General features: G+C 72.6%; 23 protein-coding genes and 1 pseudogene. 5 read left to right on the top strand and 19 right to left on the bottom strand.

The window, feature by feature from the left end:
* Positions 1-49: 49 nt before the first annotated feature.
* From F8568_RS14185 to F8568_RS14130, 12 genes are all read right to left on the bottom strand, one after another.
* Positions 50-865, bottom strand: coding sequence for a class I SAM-dependent methyltransferase (locus F8568_RS14185; protein ID WP_202124921.1), 816 nt, complete (start codon positions 863-865; stop codon positions 50-52).
* Between the two features lie 54 nt (positions 866-919).
* Positions 920-2,524 (bottom strand): hypothetical protein, encoded by a 1,605-nt coding sequence (locus F8568_RS14180; protein ID WP_151593982.1) that lies wholly within the window; start codon positions 2,522-2,524, stop codon positions 920-922.
* Positions 2,521-4,101: a hypothetical protein gene (locus tag F8568_RS14175; protein WP_151593981.1), complete on the bottom strand. Its 1,581-nt coding sequence runs from the start codon at positions 4,099-4,101 to the stop codon at positions 2,521-2,523. Before F8568_RS14175 ends, F8568_RS14180 begins: the two co-directional genes overlap by 4 nt.
* Positions 4,102-4,259: 158 nt before the next feature.
* The gene (locus F8568_RS14170) at positions 4,260-4,700 is read right to left on the bottom strand and encodes a hypothetical protein (protein ID WP_202124920.1); all 441 of its coding nucleotides are present in this window, start codon (positions 4,698-4,700) and stop codon (positions 4,260-4,262) included.
* A 2-nt stretch (positions 4,701-4,702) separates the two neighbouring features.
* Positions 4,703-5,104, bottom strand: a complete 402-nt coding sequence (locus tag F8568_RS14165) for a hypothetical protein (RefSeq protein ID WP_151593980.1) — start codon at positions 5,102-5,104, stop codon at positions 4,703-4,705.
* 13 nt (positions 5,105-5,117) lie between these two features.
* Positions 5,118-5,696: an EndoU domain-containing protein gene (locus F8568_RS14160; RefSeq protein ID WP_151593979.1), complete on the bottom strand. Its 579-nt coding sequence runs from the start codon at positions 5,694-5,696 to the stop codon at positions 5,118-5,120.
* Positions 5,689-6,183, bottom strand: a complete 495-nt coding sequence (locus F8568_RS14155; protein WP_151593978.1) for a WXG100-like domain-containing protein — start codon at positions 6,181-6,183, stop codon at positions 5,689-5,691. The genes F8568_RS14160 and F8568_RS14155 overlap by 8 nt, the downstream gene beginning before the upstream one ends.
* Entirely contained in the window at positions 6,183-6,506 is a 324-nt protein-coding gene (locus tag F8568_RS14150) for a WXG100 family type VII secretion target (RefSeq protein WP_151593977.1), read from the bottom strand. Before F8568_RS14150 ends, F8568_RS14155 begins: the two co-directional genes overlap by 1 nt.
* Positions 6,507-6,516: 10 nt before the next feature.
* Complete coding sequence (locus tag F8568_RS14145) at positions 6,517-7,305, bottom strand: hypothetical protein (protein ID WP_160573614.1); 789 nt, start codon at positions 7,303-7,305, stop codon at positions 6,517-6,519.
* Between the two features lie 173 nt (positions 7,306-7,478).
* The gene (gene pheA / locus F8568_RS14140) at positions 7,479-8,417 is read right to left on the bottom strand and encodes a prephenate dehydratase (RefSeq protein WP_328600873.1); all 939 of its coding nucleotides are present in this window, start codon (positions 8,415-8,417) and stop codon (positions 7,479-7,481) included.
* 113 nt (positions 8,418-8,530) lie between these two features.
* Positions 8,531-8,989, bottom strand: a complete 459-nt coding sequence (locus tag F8568_RS14135; RefSeq protein WP_151594060.1) for a DUF4446 family protein — start codon at positions 8,987-8,989, stop codon at positions 8,531-8,533.
* A complete protein-coding gene (locus F8568_RS14130; RefSeq protein ID WP_151593974.1) occupies positions 8,989-10,380 on the bottom strand; it encodes a glycosyltransferase 87 family protein in 1,392 nt (463 codons plus the stop codon). The genes F8568_RS14135 and F8568_RS14130 overlap by 1 nt, the downstream gene beginning before the upstream one ends.
* Positions 10,381-10,545: 165 nt before the next feature.
* On the opposite strand from F8568_RS14130, the gene F8568_RS48100 reads away from it, so the two are divergent.
* Positions 10,546-12,825 (top strand): hypothetical protein, encoded by a 2,280-nt coding sequence (locus F8568_RS48100; RefSeq protein ID WP_236008720.1) that lies wholly within the window; start codon positions 10,546-10,548, stop codon positions 12,823-12,825.
* 544 nt (positions 12,826-13,369) lie between these two features.
* Here the strand turns inward: F8568_RS48100 and mptB are convergent.
* From mptB to F8568_RS14110, 3 genes and pseudogenes are all read right to left on the bottom strand, one after another.
* Positions 13,370-13,921: pseudogene (gene mptB, locus F8568_RS48095) on the bottom strand (polyprenol phosphomannose-dependent alpha 1,6 mannosyltransferase MptB); the annotation flags it as partial.
* 305 nt (positions 13,922-14,226) lie between these two features.
* The gene (locus tag F8568_RS14115; protein WP_151593972.1) at positions 14,227-14,973 is read right to left on the bottom strand and encodes a glycosyltransferase family 2 protein; all 747 of its coding nucleotides are present in this window, start codon (positions 14,971-14,973) and stop codon (positions 14,227-14,229) included.
* A gap of 83 nt (positions 14,974-15,056) precedes the next feature.
* Complete coding sequence (locus F8568_RS14110) at positions 15,057-15,389, bottom strand: STAS domain-containing protein (protein ID WP_192809170.1); 333 nt, start codon at positions 15,387-15,389, stop codon at positions 15,057-15,059.
* A gap of 289 nt (positions 15,390-15,678) precedes the next feature.
* Here F8568_RS14110 and F8568_RS14105 point away from each other — a divergent pair, with 289 nt between their 5' ends.
* The gene (locus F8568_RS14105; protein ID WP_151593970.1) at positions 15,679-16,050 is read left to right on the top strand and encodes a hypothetical protein; all 372 of its coding nucleotides are present in this window, start codon (positions 15,679-15,681) and stop codon (positions 16,048-16,050) included.
* Between the two features lie 62 nt (positions 16,051-16,112).
* Here the strand turns inward: F8568_RS14105 and F8568_RS14100 are convergent, their stop codons facing one another.
* Both F8568_RS14100 and F8568_RS14095 read right to left on the bottom strand, forming a co-directional pair.
* On the bottom strand, positions 16,113-17,228 hold the full coding sequence (locus F8568_RS14100) for a sensor histidine kinase (protein ID WP_151593969.1): 1,116 nt from the start codon (positions 17,226-17,228) through the stop codon (positions 16,113-16,115).
* The gene (locus F8568_RS14095; RefSeq protein WP_151593968.1) at positions 17,225-17,962 is read right to left on the bottom strand and encodes a response regulator transcription factor; all 738 of its coding nucleotides are present in this window, start codon (positions 17,960-17,962) and stop codon (positions 17,225-17,227) included. Before F8568_RS14095 ends, F8568_RS14100 begins: the two co-directional genes overlap by 4 nt.
* Before the next feature lie 140 nt (positions 17,963-18,102).
* On the opposite strand from F8568_RS14095, the gene F8568_RS50345 reads away from it, so the two are divergent.
* The 3 genes from F8568_RS50345 (at position 18,103) to F8568_RS14085 (ending at position 20,775) form a co-directional block, all read left to right on the top strand.
* Complete coding sequence (locus F8568_RS50345) at positions 18,103-18,882, top strand: hypothetical protein (RefSeq protein WP_151593967.1); 780 nt, start codon at positions 18,103-18,105, stop codon at positions 18,880-18,882.
* A gap of 86 nt (positions 18,883-18,968) precedes the next feature.
* Positions 18,969-19,139 (top strand): hypothetical protein, encoded by a 171-nt coding sequence (locus F8568_RS46775; RefSeq protein WP_202124919.1) that lies wholly within the window; start codon positions 18,969-18,971, stop codon positions 19,137-19,139.
* A 79-nt stretch (positions 19,140-19,218) separates the two neighbouring features.
* Positions 19,219-20,775: a long-chain-fatty-acid--CoA ligase gene (locus F8568_RS14085; protein ID WP_328600872.1), complete on the top strand. Its 1,557-nt coding sequence runs from the start codon at positions 19,219-19,221 to the stop codon at positions 20,773-20,775.
* Positions 20,776-20,794: 19 nt separating this feature from the next.
* Here the strand turns inward: F8568_RS14085 and F8568_RS14080 are convergent, their stop codons facing one another.
* A complete protein-coding gene (locus tag F8568_RS14080; protein ID WP_151593966.1) occupies positions 20,795-21,697 on the bottom strand; it encodes an endonuclease/exonuclease/phosphatase family protein in 903 nt (300 codons plus the stop codon).
* A gap of 212 nt (positions 21,698-21,909) precedes the next feature.
* Positions 21,910-23,094 carry an elongation factor Tu gene (gene tuf / locus F8568_RS14075; protein WP_151593965.1) on the bottom strand — a complete coding sequence of 395 codons (1,185 nt, stop codon included), beginning with the start codon at positions 23,092-23,094 and terminating at the stop codon, positions 21,910-21,912.
* Positions 23,095-23,238: the final 144 nt, after the last annotated feature.

Below are 23,238 nucleotides of genomic sequence, written 5' to 3'. Positions count from 1 at the left end.
CGCGCGCGAGTATCGCGGTCCGGTCAGTCCAGCGCGCCGGCGCTCCGGGTCAGTGCCGCGCGCTCGCCAGCAGCGCGTGCGCGGGCAGCGCCACCCGCCCGTCCGACGCGCCGTCCGGCACCGCGTACCCGGCGACGAGCCGGTCGTACTCCGCCTTGATCCGCGCGACCGCCGCCGCGTCCTGCCGGCCGATCGCGACGCCGGTGCTGCCGACCCGGGACAGCGCGCCCGTCTCCCACCACTCCTCCGGGTCGACGACGTGCTCCCAAGTCACCTCCTCGACCGCCACGTCCGCGAAGCCCGCCTCCGTCACCAGCCGCTGGAACGCCATCGCCTCGCCGTACTCCTCGAACGGCGACGGCGGGATGCCGTCCGGCCACGGCACCCCCGCCGCGTCCATCGCCTCCCGGACGACCCCGAGCGCGCCGACGCCCGGCATCACCCAGCAGCTCAGCGCCAGCCGGCCCTCCGGCCGCAGCACCCGCCGCAGCTCGGTCAGCGCCGCGGCCGGCGCTCCGACGTGGTTGATGACGAAGTTGCCGACGACCGCGTCGAACGTCCCGTCCGGGAACGGCACCTCCGGCAGCACCGCCACCCGCACGTCCAGCCCCGGCACGTTGCGCAGCGCCGCCTCCGCCATGCCCGGCTCCGCGTCCAGCGCGGACACCTCAGCGCCGCGCCGCACCGCCTCCGCCGCCACGAAGCCCGGCCCCGTCCCGACCTCGAGCACCCGGGTCCCCGCCGCGACGCCCGCCGCGTCGAGCAGCGGCCCGACCATGTACCGGGTCATCCGGGCGAAACCCCGCTCGTAGGCGGGGGCCCGCCCGTCCCACAGCTCGCGCTCGTAGAGATCGAAGTCGGTCACGAGGGCAGCGTACGCCAACCTACGGCAGCGTAACCGGCGCTCCCGGCGCGCCTCTCACTGCACGTCGACGTAGTCGGTGGGCTTGTTGGAGGCGAGGTAGGCGGCGCTGCCGTTGTAGGAGGCCCTCCACGTGCCGTCCTGCGACGCCTTGAAGGTCTTGCTAAACCACCCGTTGGACGCCGTCTTCACCGTCGCCACCTGCGTCCACTTCGACGACCCCTTGGCCTGGAAGTAGAGCGACACCGGCGCGTTCGGCCCGGGCATCTGCTTGTCCATGTACCGGAACAACTGCCCCTTCACCGTGATGGTCTTGCCCTTCTTCACCGGCTCAGGAGAAGCGTTGAAACTGTAGATCCAGGTCCGGTAGCGGACGTCGACGTACTGGGGAGCGCTGACGACCGGCGCGTACTTCGGGCCGCCGGCGAAACGGACCCGCCAGTATCCGTCCTTCTTCAAGGACGCGTCGGAGAGGTAGATCGCCCCGTTGTCCTCGGTCCTGACCGTGGACGCCTGCTTCCACGTCTTCTTGTCGGTCGAGAACTCCAGCAGCACCGGCCTGTCCGGGAGGCTGACGCTGGAGTAGTCGCGCAGGTAGCCGTAGGCGTACAGCAGGGCGTCGTAACCGACGGTCTGCGGCAGGATCCGTAGATTGTCGAACCGGGTCGTGCGCCGGACCTGCAGCCTCCCGAGGTCGGCGGACCCGCCGGTCAGGAAGGCCGTGTCGCCCGTCGCGACGCTCAGCGCGCCGGAGCGCGACGCCGTGAACCGCAGCTCGAACGTCCCGTCCGCGGCCGTCGCGTCACTGGTCAGGGAGGCGGCGCCCGGCGTCCCGGCGTCGAGGACCGCGGACACCTTCTGGCCGGGCACGGGAACGGCCCCGGCGGCACCCTGCCGGACCACCCTTCCCCGGACGACGACGTCGGCGCGGTCCGCGTAGGGCTTGATCGAGACGATCTGCCCGGTCGTCACCGTCGCCTGCTTGCGGACGGTCGTGCCCGCATGCACGGTCACCCCGCACAGCGCCCCCTGCCGGGGTACTTCGCTCCGCGGAGCCGCCTCACCACTGGCCTGCTGGACGAACGAGCCGTCCGCGCCCGTTGTCACGTCGGGCCCCGCACCGACGACCCTCGCGCTGGGCGCCGGCTCCGGCTCGACGTCGCGGCTTTTCTGGAGCATGACCCGGCCGTGCAGCGTCACGTCCGGGTGATCGGCGTCGATGACGGCGGGCGCGCTGGTGAAGCCCTGGATCGTCGTGGTGTAGCAGTCCACGAACCCGGTGTTCCGCTTCGTCGTGGCCCCGTCCGCCGTGGTGACCAGCACCTCGACGCCGTTCGCCCCGGGGCGGGCCTGGATGTCGGGATGGAACTCGGCATGCCAGACGCCGTCGTTGTCCGTTCCCGCCGTCCGCGTGAACGGGATGGTGGCGTAGGGCTCGGCCGTGCTGGAGGCGTACCGCACGTTCGCGCGGACATCGGTGACCCCGCTCGCCGACTTCACGGTGACCTCGAACGTGGCGACCCGGGCGGGATCCAGCCGGTCGAACGTGGTGGTCACCGTGACGTCGGTCGCGTCCGCGCGCGCGACGGAGGGAACGAGCGCGGACGCCGCGAGAGTGATGGCCGCGAGGGACGCCTTGGCGGCCTTTCCGGGGCGGCTCATCGGACGTCCACGTAGTCACTCGGCTTGTCGGACGCGAAGTAGTTCGCGCTGCCGTTGTAAGAGGCCATCCAGGTGCCGTCCTTGTCCGCCTTGAACGTCTTGCTGAACCACCCGCTGGACGCCGTCTTCACCGTCGCCACCTGCGACCACTTCGACGAACCCGAGGGCTTGAAGTAGATCGAGACCGGCGCGTTCGGCCCGGGCACCGCCTTGTCCATGAATCGGTACAGCAGGCCCTTGACCGTGATGGTCTTCCCCTTCTTCACCGGCTCGGGAGACGCGTTGAAGTCGTACATCTGCGTCCGGTACTTGACGTCGATGTATTTGACCGGACTCACGGCCGCCGTGTTGCGCGGCCCGCCCGGGTACCGGAACCGCCAGTACCCGTCCTGCGTCACGGGCTTGGTGGTGTTGAAGTAGAAGGCCTTTGGACGGTCCAGCGTCTGCCGCGCCCAGATCGTCCAGCCGGTCTTGCCGTCCCGGGAGTACTCCAGGTACACGGGCAGGTTCGTGACGTTCGTGAAGTCCGGCCGGACCACGAGCGTTCCATCGGCCACGATCGCCTCGCCGTAGGCGAGAGGTCGCCCGAGCAGGACGAAATCGTCGATCGTCGCCGTGTTGCGGATGTTCATGGTGCCCAGCGACGTCTTGCTCCCAGTGAGGAACCCCCCGCCCTGCGCCTCGACCGCCACCGTGCCGGAGACCCCGACGTCCCTGGCGGCCGTGAAGAAAGCGTGGAATGTCCCGTCCGCGGCCGTCCGCACCTGCAAAGGAGACCGGTCCGCCAGCCCGCTCGACAGGTCGAGGGCGACGGTGACACCGGCCGCCGGCGCGAGACCCGCCGAGCCGTGCCGGAGGACCTTCCCGTCCACCGACATCTGCGTATAGGGGGCGACGGTCGACCCGGGCGTCAACCGCGCGCTGATCTCCGTCGCCTGCATCGCGACGGTGACCGGAGCCTTCTGCTCCGTGGAGCACAGCGGGCCCTGCGCGGACGCGTCGACGGTGGGGGCTCCCCTGACGTTCAGTGCGAAAGAGCCGTCCGCCCCGGTCGTGGCCTTCGCGTCCGCCGCCGACACCGCGGCGCCCGCCGCGGGCTCCGCCGCCTCGTCCCGGCTCCTGCGGACCATCAGCCGGCCGCGCAGCGTCGTGTCCGGATGGTCGGCGTCGACGACGGAGGGGCTGCCGGCCAGACCCTCGATGGTCGTCGTGTAGCAGTCGACGAATCCGGCCCGCCTGGTCGTCGTGGCGCCGTCCGCCGTGGTGATCACCGTGTCGACCACGCTCACACCGGGACGCGCCGCGATGTCGGGCCGGTACTCGGCCTCCCATACGCCGTCATCGTCCGTTCCCTGGGTCCGGGTGAGCTGCAGCGTCGCGTACGGCTCCGCGGTCGACGACAGGTAGCGCAGGTGCGCGGTCACGTTCGTGACCGCGCTCGCCGACGTCACGCTCAACGAGATCTTGACCACCCGGTCCGCGGCGAGACGGTCGAAGCCGAGCGTGAGCTCGGCCTCCGACACGTCCGCGCGGGCGGCGGCGGGGACGAGGAGGGCCGAGGCCGCGAGGGCGGTCACGGCCAGGAAGGACGGCGTACGGCGCAAGGAAGGGCCTCTCCGCTGACGTTCAGTGAACGATCAGGAGACGCCCAAGATCCACGACCGGTTGGCGCGCCCGGAAAGCCCGGTGATCACATTTCGGTCTCCGAACTTTCCGCCGCCGGCCGGTCACAGATTCAAAAGAGGACGCCGCGGTAGGGGTGCGGGCGCTCCCACGTCTCCTCCCACAGCAACAACTCGGCCTCCCGCTCCGGAAGGTCGGGACGGTATTCGCGGATGAGGCGCGGGTTGTCCGGGATCGAGGCGAGGAACGTCCAGTACTCCTCCACGGCCTCCTTCACCTCGGCCAGCGTGTACTCCCCGCGTTGGTCGGGGCCCCAGACGTTCTGGAAGCGCAGCCCCCACGGCCCGAAGGCGACCTCGTAGTTCTCGCTGCTCCACTCCTCGGAGGGCGGCTGTCCGGCGACGAGGTCGGCGACCACGGCCAGCGCGTCCAGGCAGGTCCTTTTGTAGATGGAGATGTCGGTGGTGATCCACCCGCCGAGGGCGCGGTGCCTCTCGTCGTCGACCTCGAACAGCGGCAACCGGTAGTACTCGTCCAGCGAGAAGGTCAACATCGTCAGAGGGCGGAGCGGAGGGGGTGGGGGCGAGAGCGCTTCGCTTCCCATTTCGCGAGTTCGCGTTGCTTCCAGCCCGCGCTGGAGTGGTCGGCGAGGAAGGCCCAGTAGCGCAGCATCACCTCGATCGCGCCGGGCAGCGCGTAGTGGCCCTCCCAGTCGTCGGAGAGGGTGTCGAAAAGGTGCAGGCCGTCCGGCCGCACCTCGGCGACCCAGGAGTTGCCCGACCAGTCCTCCGCGGGGCTGCGGCCGGCCCGGACGTCCTCGGCCCAGGCGAGCATGTCGAGCAGCCAGTCGCCGCCGGTCTGGACGTCGCCGACCAGGAACGCCCCGAGCGCGGTCTCGGACTCGTCGGTGAACCGGTAGTCCGGGGCGCCGTGCACGCTGTTGACGAAGGAGATCATCGGTTAGGTCGCCTTAGCTGTAGGGCATGACCGGCCACGCCGAGTCCCAGCCGTTCTTCTTGCCGTTCCGTTTGAACGACCCCTGGATGAGGACGCCGTCCACCATGTTCGACCACCGTCTCCCGTCGGGGCTCACGGTGGGGTTATTCGCGAACGCCCTCTCGATGGCCGAGTTCACCCGCTGAGGGGACCAGTTGTCCGGGAAGAACGTGCTTCCTTGCGGCTTGGTGATCCACTGCCCGTTGGGGCCTTTCATCTGGACGTCACCACGATAGACGCCGGTGTGGGGGTCGCGGTCGAGCACGGTGACCCGCCGGTCGGCGTCGTCGCGGCCCAGGAACCGGTGGTGGTAGCCGGTGGGCGTCGGCCGACCGCGCACGTTGCGGACCTCGCCCCTGAAGACGTGGTGCCGCCCCCCGTGGTTCTTGATGGCCTTGCGCATCCATCGCATCGCGGCCTCGAAGATTCCGGCGGCGGCCTTGCCCTTTCCCGCCTTGACGAGGAGGTGCAGCGCCAGGAAGAGGACGGCGAGCATGAGGCGCCCGGTGGCGGTGCGCGCCCGGGTCCGGCGGGAGGAGATCGGATCAGCCATTGAGGATCGCGTTGATGGCGAGGTCGATGAGCTGGTCGATGATGGCGCCGGTGATCTCCTTGAAGATCGGGATCTCGGCGAGGGAGGCGCCGAAGGTCTCCGGGGCGGTGGCGATGGCCTCGGCGATCTCGACGGCCAGCAGCGTCAGCTGGACGATCGTGTTGATCTTCAGGCCGAGCACGATGCCGCCGCAGACCAGCAGGCCCGCGCCGATGATCTGGGCGGCGGTGCGGGCGTCCTCGAGGTTGGCGTGCGGGGCGTCGTCCTGCGTCCAGGAGTCGCGGAACGCCTGGACGCCGTCGGCCTCGTGCGCCGTCCACACCTGCTGGGCGTAGCCGTGCGCGTCCGCGACGGGGCCGCCGAGGGTGCCGGCGAAGCGGAGCCAGGCGCCGCCCATCTCCATGAGCTTGGTCTCGTCCGCCTCGGGCCAGCCGTAGCCGAGCATCGACAGCAGCGAGCGCAGCTCGCCGGGCAGTTGCAGGCCCATCAGAGGAAGTCGTTGACGCGGTTGACCTCGACGGCGGAGGTGTCCTCGGCCTCGCGGTAGCCGGCGGCCATCGCCTGGACGCCTTCGCCGTGCTCCGCGACGCCGTCGATGTTGTCGTCAAGGCAGTCCTGGAAGACCTCGAGGACCGCCTGGTAGCAGCCGCCGATGATCGAGCCGATGTCGTCGCTCCCCCAGGGCTCCCCGAAGGACGACAGTTCGCCCTGGAACTGCTGCCAGTGGGAGCGGAGGCCGCCGGCGGCGTCGCCGATGTCGCGTCCGCTCTTCAGCATCTGCTCGTGGTCGACCTTCAGTTCGGGCGCCATGCGGCCTCCTTCACCTGGGCTGGATGTCGCTCATCAGGGACTGCAGCGACGCGACGTACCTGGCCAGCTCCCGTATGCCGGCGTCCTGGGCGGCGCGGACGTTCTCGGTGAACTCGGCGGGCGGGGCGGCGGACCTGCGCGCTTCGGTCTCGGCGCGGGCGAGGGCGTCGTTGACGGCGGCGCGGGAGCCGTCGGCGATGTCGGCGGCGCTCAGCCCGTACTCCCAGACGAGCCGGACGACGCGGCCGGACGATGACGCCTTCGCGTACAGCCGGTCGTCCACCGCCCACGCCTCGCCCTCGGCGGCGCCGTTCGCGGTGCCGGCGGCGGCCAGGGCGGCGCGGGTGCGGGCGAAGAGGTCGTCGAAGTCGGGCGGTTCGAAGCTGCCGCGCATCACGGCGCGCTCGTTGATCTGGGCGACGGCGTCGCCGATCGCGCTGGTCGCCTGCCGCATGCCGGCCTGGCCTTCGGCCAGCACGGCGTCGAGTCGGGCGCGGATCGCGGTCAGGTCGACGGGCGGGACGTCCTGGGGTTCGGGCGAGGCGGGGCGCGCCCGGTCGAGGGCCTCGTTAATGACAGTGGTGAGGTCGCCGGCGAGGTCGTCGGCGTCCAGGCGGAGCAGCCGCGGATCGAGCTCGACGGCGGTGAGCCGGCGCCCGGCGGCGGTGACGCGGATGCGCTCGTCATCGGACGCCGCGGTCGCCGGCGCGGCAGTGGAAGTGCCCGGTTCCGCCGGTGCGGGCGCGCCCGCGCGCAGCTCGGCCAGCTTCTGGCGTGCGCGGCTGATCTGCTCGTCCATGCCGTCCCGTGCCCCCGGAAACAAGATCAACGGGCGACGACCCTAGCAGTCAGAACGGTCTTAAGGAATGGTCGGCGACAGATCCCCAGGTCAACGAAATAGCGCCGCAAAGGGACGGCTCGAACGGTTCCACTGGAATAGAGATTACGGACGTTCCAGAAAGGCGGTCCGGGTCAGGCCTGGCCGGTGCGGATCGTGCTGAGCCAGGCCGCGGCCTCGGTGAAGTCGTTGTCGTGGGTGCCGCGGCGGATCTCCGGACGGACCTGGTCGGCGCGCGGATACGAGCCGACGAACCGGACGTCCGCGCAGATGCGGCGCAGCCCCATCAGCGCCTCGCCGACGCGCGCGTCGTCCACGTGGCCTTCGAGGTCCATCCAGAACAGGTACGAGCCGAGGCCGGCGCCGGTCGGCCGGGACTGGATCAGCGACAGGTTGATGCCGCGCACCGAGAACTCGGTGAGGATCTCCAGCAGGGCGCCCGGGTGGTCCTCGCCGATGAACGCGACGACGCTGGTGCGGTCGGTGCCGGTGGCGGACGGCGGCGCGCAGGGGCGGCGCAGCTGGACGAAGCGGGTGACGGCGTCGGCGACGTCGTGGATGTCCTCGGCGAGGACGTCGAGGCCGTAGCGGGCGGCGGCGAACGAGCCGGCGAGAGCGGCGTCGTAGTGGCCGTCGGCGACGTGCTGGGCGGCCTCGGCGTTGGACGTGGCGGCCCGCCACTCGGCGTCCGGGACGTTCTCGGCGAGCCAGCGGCGGCACTGCGGCTGCGCGATCGGGTGCGAGGCGACGGTCTTGATGTCGGCGAGCGCGGTGCCGGGCCGCACCAGCAGCGCGAACGAGACCGGCAGATGGACCTCGGCGACGATCTGGAGGGGCTCTCCGGTGGCGAGCTCGTCCAGCGTGGTGGGGACGGAGCCCTCGACGGAGTTCTCCAGCGCGACGACGGCGGAGTCGGCGTCGCCGCGGCGCAGCGCGTCCAGCACGGCGGGGACGGTGGCGAGCGGGAGCTGCTCGGCGGCGGCCGCGCCCGGCAGGGACGTCAGCGCGGCCTCGGTGAACGTGCCCCGCGGACCCAGGTAGGCGTAGCGTTCGGGCCTGGTTTCTGCGGTCACGAAGATCCCCCGAGGGCGCGGTCGGACGGGGCACCTGCTTCTGCGGTGCCGGAAGAGACGAGTGTACTTCCCGCCGCGTCAAGCCCCCGCCGCGGCGGTCGGATACGGCCGGGTCAGGTGCGGGCGGTGGAGGCGCGGTCGCCGTAGCCGAAGTCGGGCAGCGGGTCGTCCATCGACACGATGGGCCCCTTGCCCAGGCGGGCGGCGCGCAGCACCTGGTTCTCCTCGGGGGAGAGCATCTCGACCGGATGCCCTCCCTGGACGGCCTTGGCGTAGGTCCTGGTCTCGGTGCGGCCGTTGATCGAGCTGACCACGACGCCGTCGCCGACGGCGTTGAGGACGGCGAGCGAGAAGGACCGGTGCCCCGACATCTCCTTGAGCGCGTCGTAATGCACGATGGCGAGGTCGCGCAGCGCGCGTTCGTCGACCTCGCCGGAGGCCACCTGGAGTTGGCGCCTCAGCATTTCCCCGCACTCTTCGACGACCTGGTTCACCCGATTGTGGGCCACCACCGCGATGGAGAGCCCGGCCACACCGGCGACCAGCCCGGCGACGGCCACCGCGACAAGCATCACGTGGTGAGCGTACCCATCCCGACCTGCCGTTGCGAAGGATCCTCGCGACTGGCGCGCCGGGTGACGCGGTTCGTGAGCTGGTTTCCGAGCAGGATGATGGCGGCGATGGCGGCGAGGCCGAACGAATCGCGCTCCAGACTCCCCCAGAAACGGGTGATCGGCGGGTGTCCGGTACGGGACAGGTGGGCGCCCCACCAGGGCAGCGGGAACAGGAAGAAGATCCAGAACGCCAGGCCGGATAGACATCTTCGCGTGTCTCGCCCATCGCCCGCCAAAGCCCCAATGACCGGAATGATCCACACAAGATGGTGGATCCACCCCACGGGGGACAGCAGCACCGACAGCAGCCCGGTGATCGCGACCCCGGCGAGCAGCAGCGCGTACGCGCCCGGACCGGACGCCGGGTCGGCGGCGGCGAGGTGGTCGGTCCCGGCCCGTCCGGTGCGCATCGGAAACCCGCCGACCAGGGCGTCCGCCGCGTAGGTGGCCCGCCGCGCGAGCCTGAACCCGGCGTAGGCCATCACCAGCGCGAGGACGAGCCACGCCGCCGTCCGCGCCGGGCCCTGGTCGAGGACCCGCGCGACGATCCCGTTGATCGCCTGGTTCGTCGTCCCGTCGACGGCGCCGGTGCGGTCGCCGCCCTGCAGCAGCGCGCCGAACCAGTACGCGGCCGAGTCGTGCGGCAGCACCGCGAACCCGCCGAGCGTCGCCACCACCGCGGTGGCCAGCGCGTTCACGAACGCGTCCCGGCGCCCGGTGATCAGGAAGTAGACGAGGAAGACGCCCGGCACCAGCTTGATCGCCAGCGCCAGCCCGACCAGCAGCCCGCGCGGCCAGCGCGGCGCGCGGGTGCAGCAGTCGGCCAGGCACATCGCCAGCAGGAACACCCCGACCTGGCCGAACCTGATCTGGTCGCGGACCGGGTCGAGCCAGGCCATGGCGGCGACCAGCGCCCCCAGCGTCAGCGGCGCCCAGCGCCCGGTGCGGCGGATCAGGTCGCGGAACGCGTACCAGACGGCGACCGCGAGGGCGGCGTAGATCAGCACCGTCCACGTCCACTGCGCGACCCGCCACGACATCAGCGTGAACGGGACGGCGAGGAGCGCCGCGAACGGCGGGTAGGTGAACGGCAGCAGCTGCGGCGGCTGGGTGAGGAAGTCGTACAGGGGCGCGCCGCGCAGCACCGCCAGCCCGCCCTCGCGGTAGACCTCCAGGTCGACGAGCCGCTGATCGGGCTGGTTGTACAGCCACCGGGACGCGATCGGCGTGACGGCGGCCACCACGACGGCGACGCCGGCCAGCGCGATCAGCGCGTCCAGCGGCGACCGCCGGGCCCGCGCCGGTGCGGGCCGCCCGGCCGCCTCGCGCGTCCCGCTGACTGCTCGCATCCCCACATCCCGGTATGATCGGGCCCTGCCGGGCCGGGGCCCGGTCGATGGCCCAGCCCGAAGGATATGCACCCGGGCGGCCCGCCCGCGCCCGCCGCCGTACGGCGCTACGGCCCCGTTCGGAGGCTCGGCGGGCGATGGTGAAGCTCTTGTAACCTGAGCGCCATGACGCAGCGGGGGGCGAATATCGGGATTTTCGTCGCCGCCGTGGCGCTCCTGACCGCCGTGCTCGCCCCGTCGGCGGCGAGCGCCGCGACGGCGCCCGCCGCCCCGCGCGCGGCCGCGCCCGCCGGACGGGTCGTGATCATCGGGATCCCCGGCCTGATGTGGAGCGACGTCAGCGCGAAGACGACCCCCGCGCTGTGGACGCTGACCCGCGGCGGCTCGGCGGGCGGGCTCAGCGTCCGCACGACCCGCACCAACACCTGCCCCACCGACGGCTGGCTGACGCTGTCGGCGGGCCAGCGGTCCCGGCTCGCGCACGGCGACTGCGCGCTGCCGCCGACCCCGATCCTGCCCGGCCAGCCCTCCCCGACCGGCCCGCCGCCCGCCGGCGGCGCCATCGCGCCCGGCTGGCCGGCGATCAAGAGCGACAACGCGGGCACCGGCTACCACGCGCAGATCGGCCTGCTCGGCGACGCCGTGCACGCCGCGGGCGGCTGCACCCTCGCCGTCGGCCCCGGCGCGGTGTTCGCGGCCGGCGACGGCGGCGGCCGGGTCGACCGCTACGTCCCGTCCACCGACAAGGCGACCCCCGCCGACTGGGCGCGCTGCCAGCTCGCGGCCGTCGACGTGGACGAGGTGTTCCGGGCCTACATCGACGCGGGCGTCGACCCGCACGGCGACCAGGTCCCGGTGCCCGACCGCAAGCGCGCCGCCGCCGCGTCCGCCGCCGACCGCCGCGTCGCGCAGGTGGTGAGCCAGGTCCCGGCCGGGACGACGATCCTGGTCGCGGGCCTGTCCGACACCGGCGTCAACCCGCACCTGCGCGTCGCGGTCGCCAAGGGCGGCGGCTACCCGAGCGGTTTCCTCACCTCCAGCGCCACCCGCCAGGACGGCCTGGTCACCCTCACCGACCTGACGTCCACGGCGCTGCAGCAGCTCGGCCTGAAGGAGCCGCAGCAGGCCGTCGGGTCGGCGTGGCGGGCCGAACGCTCCGGCGACTCCACCGCCAAGCGCGTCGAGGCCCTGGAGGACGAGGACGTCGCCGCGCAGGCGATCCGCTCCGTCCAGACGTCGTTCTACTGGGTGCTGTTCGCGACGCAGCTCGTCCTGTACGGGATCGCGGCGCTGGCGCTGCGGCGCCTCGGCAACGACCCGCGCTCGCGGTCCCGGATCCTCGGCGGTACGCGGGTGATCGCGCTGCTCGGCGGAGCGGCGCCGGGCGCGTCGTTCCTCGCCGGGCTGATGCCGTGGTGGCGGGCCGCGCACCCGACCGCGGTGCTGATCTGCACGGTGCTCGGCTTCGCGGGCCTGATGACGGGCATCGCGCTCGCCGGGCCGTGGCGCCGCTCGACGTACCTGCCCGGCCTGGTGATCACCGCGGTCACCGCGGTCGTCCTCGCGCTGGACGTGATGACGGGCTCGTCGCTGCAGCTCAACACGCTGATGGGGTACACGGCGCTGGTCGCGGGCCGGTTCTACGGGTTCGGCAACCAGGCGTTCTCGCTGTTCGCGGTGGCCGCGATCCTCACCGCCGCGTGGGTGTGCGAGTTCCCGCTGCGCCGGCACCGCGCCGCGCCGGACCCGGGCGGGCTCGCCGGGGCGTCCCGCCGCGCGAAGGCCGTCTCGGTGACGACCGTCGCGGCGATCGGGCTGCTCACGGTCGCGGTCGACGGGCTGCCGTCCTGGGGCAGCGACTTCGGCGGCGTCATCGCGATCACCCCGGCGTTCGCGATGCTCGGCATGATGATCACCGGCAAGCGGGTGTCGCCGGTGAAGCTCGGCGCGTTCTGCGCGGCCGGGTTCGCGCTGGTGCTGGCGATCTCCTGGTGGAACTCGCGCAGCGCCAACCCGACCCACATGGGCCGGTTCTGGCGGGACCTGATGGACGGCAACGCCTGGGACGTCGTCACCCGCAAGTTCAACGCGATGCTGAACAGCCTCGGCTACTGGCCGTTCACGCTCGCGCTGGCCGCCGCGCTGGTGTTCCTGTTCTTCGTGCTGGCGCGGCCGACGCGGTGGCGGGCGGTGTCCCTGCTGCACCGCGCCTACCAGCACAGCCGGACGATGCGCCCGGCGCTGATCTGCGCGCTCGCCGTCGGGATCATCGGGACGCTGGTGAACGACTCCGGCGTGGTGATCCTGTCGGTGGCGTTCAGCCTGGCGACCCCGCTGATGCTCGCGGCCGGGGTGCGCTCGCTGGAGATCGACCTGGACGAAGGCACTGAACAGCCAAGGCCGCAAGCACCGCGAGCAGCGTCCACGGAATCACCGTCGGCCTGACGACGGTGAACAGCCACGACAGGTCGTGCGGCATCCCGATGCGCTGCGGCGCGCGCGCGGGAAGGTAGGCGAGGCTGAGCGCGGCGGTGTGCGCCAGCAGGATCCAGTCGATGCGCGACAGGGGGAGCAGCGCCAGCAGCGCCCAGCCGAACCCGTCGTACCAGGGGAGCACGTAGGGCGCGGCCAGCAGCCACGCCATGACGAACGCCGTGGCCATCCGCCGGTTGGCGACCTGCCCGGGATGTTCCGCGAGCGGGTCGTCCTTCGGCAGGCCGCGCGCCAGCAGCAGGAACAGCACGATTCCGAGGATCAGTGACCCGGTCTTGATCACATCGCGCTGGGAGCCGCGGCCGAGCATCCGGTCGAGGAGATGCCAGGGGGTGGCGAACGACACCATGTTGCTCGCCTCCCGCACCTGGTCGAGGGCGTGCGGGCCGGCCAGCGCGTACGCGGTCGCGACCGTCGCGGCGGCGCCTGCGGCGAGCGCGGCGAGCCCGCCGAGCGCCCGCCACGGGCGGCCCTTCCAGCCCTCGCGCAGCAGCGCCCACGCCGGGCCGCCGCCCACGAGCGCCGCCGGCAGCTTGATCGCCGCGCCGGCGCCCGTCAGCGCCCCCGCCGCGAGCGCGCGCCCCCACATCCGCCACCGTCCGCCGGTCGCGTACGCGTCGAACACCGTCAGCGCCGCCACCATCGGCGCGATCGCCAGCACGTCGTTGTGCGCGCCCGAGATCAGGTGGAACAGCAGCAGCGGGTTGCACGTCCACAGCAGCGCGGTCCGCAGCCGCCGGTCCTCGTCGCGGGACGTCCGGTACAGGAGCAGCGCGGTCACCGCGAACGCCAGCACGTTGAACACCGACAGCACGAACACCGTCAGCCGCACCGAACCGCCGCCGATCCACGACGCGACGGCCTGCTCCCCCGTCGCGATCGGCCCGTACACCGACGGTGTCGACCGCCACTCCTCGGGCGCCCCGGCCACCGGGTCCTTCGGCAGGTCCACGGCGCGCGTCTCGTACGGGTCGTGCCCGGTCGCCGCCATCCGCCCGTACGAGGCGTAGTTCAGATGGTCGGTCGACCCGACCGGCGGCATGAACATGAACGCGACCGCCGCCAGCAGCCCGGCGGCGACCAGCGGGAACGCCCGGACGCGCCAGCCCCGCCGGACGGCGAGGAAGCACAGCGCGAGCCCCGCCGTCCCCGCGACGACGCCCGCCACGACGAGCGCGAGCACCAGGTACGGCGACGGGTGCACGTCCAGCGAGTAGGGCGGCTCCCCGAACCGCGCGTCCATCGCGGGCTGGAAGGCGGACGGCCCGAGCAGCGCGGTGGCGACGAAGCAGCAGAGGGAGGCGCCGATGGCCCACAGCCCGATGGTCCCCGGCCGCGCGGGACCGGGACGGGTCACTTGCGGCGGCCGCGCAGGCGGGCGAGCCGCTCGGCGACGACCGGCTCCCGCACGGCCAGCGCCCTGGCCACGTCGCGGAACTGCCGGCCGCGGTGCAGCTGCGCGCGCCAGTCGGTGCCGGTCGCGCGGTGCGCGAGCGGCACCTCGACCTCCACGACCCGGAACCCCTTGCGGAGCAGGTCGATGGTGAGGCCGGTCTCCACGCCGAACCCGGCGGCGAGCGGCAGCGCGGCGTCGAACGCGGCGCGGGTCAGGCAGCGCTGCCCGTTCAGCGGTTGCGTCGCCGCCCAGCCGGTGGCGCGGCGGATCCCGTCGCGGGACAGCCGGACGACGAACCCGTGCCCGCCGAGCTTCACCGTCGAGGAGAACGCCGCGATCGTCATGTCGGCCTCGCCGGCCAGCACCGGCGCGACGAGGGGGGCCGCCTCGGCGGCCGTCTCGGCCAGGTCGGCGTCCAGGAACAGCAGGTGGCGGGGCTGGTCGCGGCCCTCGTCCAGCAGCCGGACGGCCTCCGCGCCGGTCTCCATCGCGGCGCCCTTGCCCCGGTTGCGGGCGTGCCGCACGACCCGGGCGCCCGCCTGCGCCGCCACCGGCCCGGTGCGGTCGGACGAACCGTCGTCGACGACCATGATCAGATCGGCCCCGGGCAGCTCCTGCGCGGCCTTGACGGTGGCCCCGATGCGGTCGGCCTCGTCCTTGGCCGGGATGATCACCGCTACACCCTGCGTATCCGCCTCCTGCATATCCGCGATCGTAGTCGGCGCGCGGGCATGCCGCCGTGAACACCCGGCGACGGCGAGACGACCGGTCGCGGACCGCCGCCGGATCAGTCCAGGGCCGGCGCCGCGTCGTCGGTCACGGTGAACACGGTGTCGAGCCCGGTGACCTGGAGGATCCGCTTCACGGCCGGGCGCGGCGCGGCCAGCTCCAGCGAGCCGCCCTGCTCCTTGATCCGCTTCATGGCCGAGAGCAGCACGTTCATGCCCGTCGAGTCGCAGAACTCGACACCGGCCAGGTCGACCACGATCCGGTCGACGGGGCCGCGCAGCAGCCCGGCGAGGGCCGCCTGCAGCCTGGGCGCGGTGTACAGGTCCAGCTCACCGGTCGCCGTGACGACGGCGTGTCCTCCCTGAGACGCGGTCGAGACATTTAGCTCCACGTCCGGCACACTATCTCGACTCTCGCCCATGAGCCAGACCGTTCGCCAAGTCGCGTGTGGCGCGGGCGTTCCCGTGGCGCGGCGCCGTCCCGTCCCACCCATACGCTTTGAGTACTACGCACCGTGATGTTGCGGTTTCAGGTCTGGAGACGCTCGGTAACCGGTTCCTGGACGCTTCCCGCGCGCGCTTGGGTCAGGTCTATGAGAACTCCCCCATTCGCCCTTCGCGGACGTCCCGAGTAGGGAAGGCTGGCCCCGTGCAACAGCGTCATTAGGGGGTGCGCGGCACGTGAAGGCCAACCGAGCGACCGACCCGAGGCACGCGCGGCTGCGCGACCGCCTGGACGCGATCCGCGCGCGCTCCGCGAAGTCCACCTCCTGGCGCTCGTCCACGCAGTACCTGTCCCGGCTGGTGAACCGGGACGGCGTCGTCCCCGTCAAGGCCCGGCTGACCCGCGATGACCTCGCGTTCCTCGCCGGCGCCCGGGACGAGGTGATCGCGCTCGCCGAGCTCGGCGTCCGCATCCTCGACCTGCACCGGCCGCAGGAGGCCGGCGGCATCACCAGCGACCCGGGCAGCCCCATCCGCCGCTGCCGCGCCTGCATGTGGCGCTGGCCCTGCCCCACCTTCCGCGCGATCGACGACTCCCTCGGCCGTTGACTTGTGGCGTGTCGTGGTTATCGCGGCGCTCATAACCACGACACGCCACAAGTCAACGGGGGTCAGGTGGGGAGGGGGAGGCGGACCTCGAAGCGGCAGCCGGGGCCGGCGTTCGCGACGCCGATCACGCCCGCGTGCGCCTCGACGATGCCGCGCGCGATGGCGAGCCCGAGCCCGGCGCCGCCGCCCGGCGTGCGGGCCGCCTCGCCGCGGAACGCCACGTCGAACACGCGCGGCAGGTCGGCCTCCGGGATGCCGCCGCAGGCGTCCGCGACCGTGACGCGGGCCTCGCCGCCGCTGACCTCCCCGGTGATCTCGATGGCGCCGTCGCTCGGGGTGTGCCGGATCGCGTTCACCACCAGGTTCCGCAGCGCCCGCCCCAGCTCGCCGGCGTCCACGTGGACGGGCAGCCCCGCGCGGACGTCCCCGCTGATCCGCACGCCCTTGGCGCGGGCGAGCGCCTCCGCGCCCGCGACCGCCTCGGCGACCAGGTCCGCCAGGCCGACGCGCTGCCGCGACAGCCGCAGCGCGCCCGCGTGGATCCGGGACAGCTCGAACAGGTCGTCCACCATCTCGGCGAGCCGCTCGACCTCCACCCGGATGCGGCCGTGGTAGCGGCGGACGGTGCCGCCGTCGGCGACGACGCCGTCCTCCAGCGCCTCCGCCATCGCGCGCAGCCCGGCGAGCGGGGTGCGCAGGTCGTGGCTGACCCACGCGACCAGCTCGCGGCGGCTCGCCTCCAGCGCCTGCTCGCGCTCGTGCGCCGCGGCGAGCCGCGCGTAGGCCGCCTCCAGCTCCAGCGAAAGCTCGGCCAGTTCGGCGGGCAGCGGCGCGGCGGGCGCCCGGAACCGGTCCGCGCGGACGGCCTCGACCAGCGTCCGGTTCGCGGCCACGAGCCGCCGCCCGAGCAGCACCGACACCGCCGTCGCGACCAGCCCCGCGGACACCACGACCGTCAGCACGACCGACCGGTCATGGTCGTTGATCAGCATCAGCAGCGAGATCACCAGGATGCCGGAGACCGTCGCCAGCACGGTCGCCGCGGCGACGACGACCAGCTGGATCGCCACCGACCGGGCGCGCAGCAGGCGCAGCAGGCCGAGCGCGACCGCCGTGACCACCAGCGCGGCGAGCGCCGCGTAGAAGACGACCAGGAGCAGGTCGGGGAGCGGGATCATCGGTCTCCCTCCGCCGCCTCCGCCGCGTCGGCCGGCTCGTACCGGTAGCCGACGCCCCACACGGTGACGATCCGGCGCGGCGCCGTCGGGTCGTCCTCGATCTTCTCGCGCAGCCGCCGGACGTGCACGGTGACCGTCGAGGAGTCGCCGAACGACCAGTCCCACACCCGTTCCAGCAGCTCGTCGCGGGTGAACGCGCGGCGCGGGTGGCGCATCAGGAACGCCAGCAGGTCGAACTCGCGGGACGTCAGCGCGAGCGGCGCGCCGCGCAGCCCCGCCTCGTGCGCGCCGACGTCGACCATCAGGTCCCCGTCGTGGAGCGGGCCCGGGGGGACGGCCAGGGCGGCCGGGCCGAGCGCCCCGCGCGCGCGCCGCAGCACCGACCGCACGCGCAGCGCCAGCTCGCGCGGGCTGAACGGCTTGGTCACGTAGTCGTCCGCGCCGGTCTCCAGGCCGACGAGCCGGTCGGTCTCCGCGCCGAGCGCGGTCAGCATGACGATCGGGACCGCGGAGGTCGCGCGCAGCCGCCGGCACACCTCCAGGCCGTCCATCCCGGGCAGCATCAGGTCCAGGACGACCAGGTCGGGCGCGTTCTCGCGGGCGCGGCGCAGCGCGGCGGGGCCGTCCGCGACGCACTCCACGTCGTGGCCGTCGCGGACCAGGTAGCGGGCGACGACCTCGGCGACGGTCGGATCGTCGTCGACCACCAGCACCCGTCCGGCCTGGTCGTTCATCGGTTCACCCTGGGGGGCTCGCAATCGCGCGGGGACATCATCCGTCCACGCTACGGGCGCGCGAACGCGTTCGAGCCCGCCCGTCATCACTCCGTAAGGGTTCGGCTGCGCGTGCGAACCATGACCGCTTTAATGGGCGAATGTCCCAGTCTCGTCCCCCGACGTCCACGGGCGGCGCGATCGCGATGGTCCTGGTCGGCGGTGCCGTCGCCACCGGCGCCACCATCGTGCTCTCGGCGTTCGCCACCTACCCGTCCCCGGAGATGCTGAGCTTCCGCACCTCGACGGGGCTCTACCTGTTCAACTGCGCGATCTGCGGGCTCGTCACCGCGCTCGGGCTGCTGCTGTGCCGGCCGCGCGGCCCGCTGCCGCCGATCCTCGCGGCGGTCTCCGCGCTGGTGGCGTTCGAGGTCGGCAAGCGCATCGGCAGCCTGCTGGCGCTGATGATCGGCCTGGAGCACATGCCGGACGGCATGGTGAGCGCGATCATGAAGCCGCACTTCAACAAGTACTTCGCCTACGAGCTGCTGGCCGTGGTCATCGCGGGCGGGCTCGGCGCGCTGCGGGTCGCGTCGAGCGGCGGCTTCGGGCCGGGCGGCGGTCAGCGGCCGCCCGCGTGGACGGGCCCTCAGCCGGCGGCCGGATACGGCCAGCCGGGCCAGCCGCAGCCGGGGCAGCCGGGCATGGCCTTCCCCGGGCAGCCGCCGATGGCGCCGCCCGGGCAGCCCTACGGCCCGCCCGCCGGGCCGCCGATGCAGCCTCCGGCGCCGTCCGGCCGGCCGTCCTTCGCACCTCCGCCCGGCGGCGCGCCCGCTCCGGGCGGCCAGCCTCCGCCGCCGTCCGGCCCGCCGCTCAACGCGCCGCCGCCCGGCGACCACCAGCCGCCCCCTGACATGACCCCGGGCGGCCCTCAGGGTTGACCTCCGCCGAACGTCCAGAGGTAGCGGGTGCGGCTTCGTACTGGAGGGTGATGCCTCGCCCCGCGTGGACCGAATACGGTGAGGACATGGGTAAGACAATCCTGACCATTGTCGGCGTGGTCCTCGCGATCTGGCTGCTGATGACGGTGATCGGCGCGATCATCTCGATGCTGAAGTTCTTCTTCTTCATCGGGTTCGTCGCGGTCATCGTCGTCCTCGCGGTGACCCTCGTGTCCAAGATGGCCCGAACCAGGTAGCGCATTCCCCTTGCCGGGGCTTCGCCGATGACCGCATGATGCCGGGACAACCAGGCGGTCATCGGCGAAAGGACCTACCGTGCCGGGTCTGACGGAGATGCTGCGCGAGCGGGCGCTCGCGCATCCGGACCGCGTCGCCTACATCGCGGGCGACACGGCCCTCACCTACCGCGAGTTCGACCGGCGCGCCGACCGGGCCGCCGCCGCCCTCGCCGCCGCCGGCGTCGGCCGCGGCGACCGCGTCGCGATCCTCGACAAGAACTCGCTCGAGTACGCCGAGCAGCTGTTCGGCGCGGCGCGGATCGGCGCCGTCCAGGTGCCGGTGAACTACCGGCTCGCGCCCGACGAGGTCGCCTACATCGTCAACAACGCGCAGGCGAAGGTGTTCATCGTCGGGCCCGAGTTCGTCCCGGTGCTGGACGCGATCGCCGGCAAGCTCGAGCACACCGCGCACACCGTCGTCATCGGCGGCGAGGGGCACGGGCACCTCGACTACGCCGCCTGGATGGACTCCGCCGCCGCCGAACCGCCCGCCTACGAGGCCGCCACGTCGGACGTCTTCGTCCAGCTCTACTCGTCGGGCACCACGGGCCTGCCCAAGGGCGTGATGCTCACTCACGACAACTTCCTCGCCGCGCTCGAGGCCACCAACGAGGCGTGGGACGTCGACGACTCGACCGTCCTGATGGTCGCGATGCCGATGTACCACGTCGCCGGCAACGTGCTGACGGTCTCCGTCGTCTTCAACGGCATCACCGGCGTGATCAGCCGGGAGCCCGACCCGACCGAGATCGCGCGGGGGATCGAGCGCCACCGCGTCACGCACATCTTCCTCGTCCCGGTGCTGCTGCAGTTCATGCCACTGATCCCCGAGGTGACGGCGTGCGACCTGTCCAGCCTCAAGCTGATGCTGTACGGGGCGTCGCCGATCAGCGAGGACGTGCTGCGCGGCGCGATGGCGATGCTGCCGGGCACCGAGTTCATGCAGGTGTACGGGCTGACGGAGGTCACCGGCGCGATCACGATGCTGCCCGCCGAGGACCACGATCCCGGTGGTCCGAACGCCCGCCGGCTGCGCAGCGCCGGGCTGCCGAACGCGGGCTGCGAGCTGCGGATCGTCGACCCGGCGACGGGCGAGGACCTGCCGGCCGGGCAGGTCGGCGAGATCCTCTGCCGGACCGCGCAGAACATGAAGGGCTACTGGGGGATGGCGGAGGCGACGGCGTCCGCGCTGTCGGAGGACAACTGGTTCCGCACGGGCGACGCGGGCTACCTCGACGAGGACGGCTACCTCTACATCCACGACCGCGTCAAGGACATGATCATCTCTGGCGGGGAGAACATCTACCCGGCCGAGGTCGAGAACGTCCTGATGGGACACCCGGCCGTCACCGACTGCGCCGTCATCGGGGTGCCCGACGAGCGGTGGGGCGAGACGCCGAAGGCGCTGGTGGTGCTGGCCGAGGACGTCCCCGAGCAGCAGATCATCGACCACTGCCGCGAGCGCCTCGCGCACTTCAAGTGCCCGACGTCGGTGGAGCGCCGCGACGCGATCCCGCGCAACCCGACCGGCAAGATCCTCAAGCGTGAGCTCCGCGCCCCGTACTGGCACGGGCAGGACCGCAGCGTCCACTGACCTCCCGGCGGGTGCGGGGTCAGCGGAAGCGGATGGCCGCCGACACGGGACGGTGGTCGGAGGACTTACCGGTTTGCGCCGGGACGGTGCAGGAGACGGTCGCCGACTTGGAGATGAACAGGTAGTCGTCCTTCTCCACGGCGGTGCCCTGCCAGTTCTGCAGGGTCTTCGCGCCGGTGCGGGCCGTCCCGGACTGGTCGCACTCGGCGAAGGCGCGGTACAGCGGGTCGAGGGCCGCGTTCTCCGGCGTCTCGGCGAGGTCGCCGCCCGCGACGACGCGGGTGCCGGTGCCCGCGAGCGCGGCATAGGCGCGGCCCTGCTTGCGCCGCCATTCGCCCTGCGGGTCCTCGGCGGACGAGCTGAACTGCGTGACGCACAGGCGCGTCCGCCACGCCGCGGCCTCGCCGCACAGCGCGACCCGCCGCTTCCCCGACGGCGACGGCAGCCGCGTCGTCTGGGCGCCGCTCAGTGCCGCGCGCGCGCCGAGCGCGACACCGAGCCGCCCCTGCCCGCCGACACAGGACGGGCCGTCCGGGTACGCGGCGAACTCCCAGCTCCACGAGGAGAACCAGGACGCCCTCTTCAGCGCCTGCACCTGCCCCGAGCAGACCTCCTGGAGGAACGCGGCGTTCGCGTGGACCTTGCGCCCGCCGACCTCGGTGACGTGCAGCTGCGCGGCGATCCGCTTGGCGAGCTCGGCGGGACGGGCGCCGAGCGGGCAGCCGGCCTCCGCCGCGCCGCAGACGTTCCAGTCCACCGCCGTGATCGCCGCCTTGGGCGGCGGCGTGCGGACGGCGCCGTCCGCGTGCGCCGGACCGCCGCCCGGAAGTCCGTCGATGTCGGCGCCGACGCCCGCGGCCGTGACGACGGCGGCGGCTCCGCAGACCGAAAGCAGGGGAATCAGAGCGCGGGGGGCTCGCACACGTTCTCCATGAGGAAAAAAATCAGGGGGTGTCGGGAGAGATCCCACCACATCGCGATCTTGTCCGCCACCGTTTCGCGACCGTCCGGTCACGCTTTCGGTGCCGATTCCGGTCCGCCACAACCCACGACACCGCAAAGAGCCGACAAGTCGACAAAAGCGAACGGGTCCGGCGGGCCGTCACCGGCCCGCCGGACCCCTCTCGCACCGCCCTAGTCGAGCAGCTCGACGACCGTTCCGGCGCCGACCGTCCGGCCGCCCTCCCGGATCGCGAACCCGAGCCCCTCGCTCATCGCGACGGGCCGGCCCAGCTCGACGGCCATGTCGACGGCGTCGCCCGGCATCGCCATGCCGCCCTCGCCGCCGAGGTCCACGCCGCCGACCACGTCCGTCGTCCGGAAGTGGAACTGCGGCCGGTACCCGTGGAAGAACGGCCTGCTCCGGCCGCCCTCCGCCGCCGTCAGCACCCGGACCCGCGCGCGGAACCGGGTGTGCGGGCGGATCGCGCCCGGCGCCGCGACCACCTGGCCGCGCCGCACCTGGTCGCGCCGCACGCCGCGGAGCAGCATCGCCGTGTTGTCGCCCGCCTCCGCGTGGTCCATCGACTGGCCGAACGTCTCCAGCCCCGTCGCGACCGAGCCGAACGACGCGCCGAGCCCGACGACCTCCACCGCGTCCCCGATCCGGACGGAGCCCTGCGCCACCACCCCGGTCACGACGGTGCCGCGACCGGTGATGGTGAGCACGCTCTCCACCGGCATGAGGAACGGCTTGTCGAGCACCCGGTCCGGGACCGGCACGTACGCGTCGATCGCGGCGAGCAGGTCGCCGATCCGGGCCGTCCAGTACGGGTCGCCCTCCAGCGCCTTCAGCCCGGACACCCGGACCACCGGCACCTCGTCGCCGGGGAACCCGTACTCGGTGAGCAGCTCGCGCACCTCCAGCTCGACGAGGTCGAGCAGCTCGGTGTCCTCGACCATGTCGGCCTTGTTGAGCGCGACGACGATGTGCCGGACACCGACCTGGTGCGCCAGCACGATGTGCTCGCGCGTCTGCGGCATCGCGCCGTCCTGCGCCGAGACGACCAGCACCGCCCCGTCCACCTGCGCCGCACCGGTGATCATGTTCTTTACGTAGTCGGCGTGACCGGGCATGTCGACGTGCGCGTAATGCCTGGTCGCGGTGGAGTACTGGACGTGCGCGACGTTGATGGTGATGCCGCGGTCGCGTTCCTCGGGGGCGCGGTCGATGCCCTCGAACGGCACGGCGGACGCCAGCCCGCGCTCGGCCAGCACCTTGGTGATCGCCGCGGTGAGGGTCGTCTTGCCGTGGTCGACATGCCCCATCGTGCCGATGTTCAGGTGCGGCTTGTCCCGCTCGTACAGCTTCTTCGCCATTGGTCCGTCCTCACGATGATCCGAACGTGAGAACCCGCGCGCGTGCACGATCGTCCGCGCGCGCTGTGCCGACCCCCCTCCGCTGGTTCTCCGGAGGGCTGGACGGAGAGGGGTCAGCGTCGGACGCCGTCGTCGGCGAACGCC

The sequence above is a fragment of the Actinomadura physcomitrii genome, assembly GCF_008923205.2.
Taxonomy (GTDB): domain Bacteria; phylum Actinomycetota; class Actinomycetes; order Streptosporangiales; family Streptosporangiaceae; genus Spirillospora; species Spirillospora physcomitrii.
The sequence above is the reverse complement of the archived record's forward strand: the minus strand, read 5'-3'. Positions and strand labels throughout refer to the sequence as shown.